Source organism: Arthrobacter sp. Y3221157, assembly GCF_059089865.1.
This window is the reverse complement of record NZ_JBNHFD010000171.1, coordinates 1-2,831: the sequence shown is the minus strand read 5'-3', so window position 1 is coordinate 2,831 and position 2,831 is coordinate 1. Positions and strand designations below refer to the sequence as shown.

The window sequence follows — 2,831 nt, the reverse complement described above, 5'->3', positions numbered from 1 at the left end:
GGTCCGGGCCTTGCCGGGCAGGCACTGCTTGAAGCCGTTCGTCATGCCTGCCGCCGCTGCCGTGGCCCTGGCCGTGGCCTGGTGGATGGCGGCGGCGGCCCCGGCGGGCCTGCTGCCAGCTGAACCCGGCAGCACAGCCGGACCGGCCGCCGGCACTGCGGCTGTTCCCGGCCAGGCGGGTGCAGGCCCGGATACGGTCCGGGAGGCAAGGCAGCACGCCGCGGCGCCGGACCCTGCCGTGGCTGTGGCAGGACTTGCGGCCCTCCGCGACCACGCGTTCGCCAGCGGCAGGCTGGAACTGCTGGATGAAGTGAATGCGGCAGGTTCACCGGCGGCTGCCGCAGACAGCGGGACCGCGGAGAGGCTCCGCGGCTCAGGCCATGTGCTGGCAGGGTTCACCAGCATCCTGTCCGACGTAGTGGCCGAAGACGTGGCCCCGGGTGGACGTGCCGTGGTCAGCGCCACCTCGGCCACCTCTGCGTACGAGGAGACGGACCGTGCAGGAACGGTGGTTGCATCAGGTGCGGCAAGCGGCGGCCAGCGCCTGCGCCTGGTCCTGGCGTCCGTGGACGGCAGGTGGCGGATTAGCGAGATCCTGCCCGGGTCCTGAACCTCGGCCGGGACTGGCCGGGCTAGTCCAAAGCCTCGGCGCCCTCAATTCCGGCCACCCACTGGGCCGCCTGCCCCAGCGCCGGATGCTGCCACCGGAACCCCGCGCCCGAGAGGGCAGCGGGTTCCATCCGCTGGCTGGACAGCAGCAGTTCTTCGGCCAGGTTCCGCATCACGAGCCGGAGCACCGGCGCCGGAACCCGGAAGGAGGCGGGACGGTGCAGGGCACGGGCGAGTGCTTCAACGATGGTGTTGACATCGGCCTCCTCGGGGGCGCACAGGTTGACAGGGCCGCTGACCGAAGACTCCAGGAGGAAGAGGAAAGCGGCCGATACGTCCGGGAGGGTGACCCAGGGCCAGAACTGCCTGCCATCGCCGAAGGGACCGCCAACGCCGAGCCGCAGCAGCGGCAACAGCCTGCCGAGGGCCCCGCCGGAGCGGCTGAAAACCACACCGGTGCGTGGCACGACAACCCGGACTCCGGACGGCGCCGTGGCCGCGGCGGCCTCCCACTCCACGCAGATCCGGGACAGGATGCCCGACCCCGGCGGAGCGTCCTCCCGCAGGACAGTGTTGCCGGCGTCGCCGTAGTACCCCGAGCCGGACTGGCTGATGAATACCGCCGGGGGCGTGTCCAGTTGCCGCATTGCCTGCGTGAGGGTGCGGGTCGGCTGAAGGCGCGAGCTGAACAGTTCATCAACCCGCTTCCGCGTCCATGGCCTGTCGCCGATGCCGGCACCTGACAGATTCACCACGGCGTCTGCCCCCGCCAGTGCGGAGGGGTCGAGCAGCCCGTTGGCCGGATCCCAGCGGATTTCCCCGCTCGAGGAAGGTTCGCTCCTGACGAGGGCGGTCACCTCGTGGCCGGCGCCGCGGAAAGTTTCGGACATGTGGGTTCCGAGCAGCCCGGAGGCTCCTGCCATAACGATGCGCATGCTCCATCACATCACGGGGGCGGGCGGCGGCACCTCCGGCAGGGCTGCGGGAGGGTTGACTATGATCAAACGATGACTTCTTCGAGCTACTTCCGTTACCCGCATGTGCATGGTGACCTGGTCACTTTCGTGGCCGAGGACGACGTGTGGATCGCCCCGCTGGAGGGCGGCCGGGCCTGGCGGGTCTCCTCCCTGCAGCTGCCCGCGCGCAACCCCCGTTTCACGCCCGACGGGAAGCGCCTGGTGTGGACAGTGGTCCAGGGGACGGCGCCGGAAGTTGTGGCCGCGGACGTCGACGGCGGTAACTACCGGCAGCTGACGTACTTCGGCCACAGCACCACCCGGGTTAAGGGTTTCACGGCCAACGGGTCCGTGCTGGTGACCAGCGCCTTCCGCCAGGCCGAAAGCCGGCATACCTACGCCTACAGTGTCCCGGTGGAGGGCGGCTGGGCCGAAGAGCTGCCCTTCGGCCCGGTGGAGTCGGTGGCGTTCGGGCCCGAGGTGGGGGATGAACGGCCCGTGGTGGTGGGCAGTGTGCTGTCCCGCGAACCGGCCTGGTGGAAGCGCTATCGGGGCGGCACCGCAGGAAAGCTGTGGATCGACGCAGACGGCAACGGGGAGTTCGAGCGGCTGCTGCCGGACCTTGACGGCAACCTCGCGGACCCTATGTGGGTGGACGGCCGTATCGCCTTCCTGTCCGACCATGAGGGCTACGGCAACCTCTATTCGGTCCTTCCCGGCGGGAGCGACCTGCGCCGCCACACGGACCACGAGGACTTCTACGTCCGGCATGCCGCCAGCGACGGAAAGCGTGTCATCTTCGAATCGGCCGGCGAACTGTGGATCCTGCACAGCCTGGACTCCGACGCCGTGCGGCTGGACATCGCACTGGGCTCCGCCTCCCAGTCCCGGCGGCCGGCACTGCTGAAGACCTCAAAGCACCTGGGCGCGGTGGTGCCGGACACCGCTGGGACAGCCAGCGCCGTGGAAGCGCACGGCACCATCCACTGGCTCCGCCACAAGGACGGGCCGTCCCGGATCGTCGAGGCGACACCGGGTGTGCGCGGGCGCCTGCCACGGCCACTCGGCGACGGCCGGATTGCCTATGTCGCCGACCATGGCGGCGTGGAGGCCCTGCACATCAGGGACATCGTGGCAGCGGTTGAACACAAGGCCACTCCCGCCGTCCAGGAAGACGGACCGGCGGGCACCAAGCCGGGGGAGGCGCCCACTCCAGCCGACGGTGCCGGCGATGCGCCGGTGCTCCCGCAGCCCGTCCCCGCGGCC

The 2,831-nt window shown here is 70.4% G+C and carries 1 protein-coding gene and 2 pseudogenes; 2 read left to right on the top strand and 1 reads right to left on the bottom strand.

The features are described 5' to 3' along the window. Positions 1-610 (top strand): annotated as a pseudogene (locus AC5RTT_RS20340) (serine/threonine-protein kinase); the annotation flags it as partial. 22 nt (positions 611-632) lie between these two features. On the opposite strand, the gene AC5RTT_RS20335 reads toward AC5RTT_RS20340, so the two are convergent. Further along, on the bottom strand, positions 633-1,544 hold the full coding sequence (locus AC5RTT_RS20335; protein WP_494146674.1) for a TIGR01777 family oxidoreductase: 912 nt from the start codon (positions 1,542-1,544) through the stop codon (positions 633-635). Between the two features lie 72 nt (positions 1,545-1,616). Here AC5RTT_RS20335 and AC5RTT_RS20330 point away from each other — a divergent pair. Beyond that, a pseudogene (locus AC5RTT_RS20330) lies at positions 1,617-2,831 on the top strand (S41 family peptidase); the annotation flags it as partial.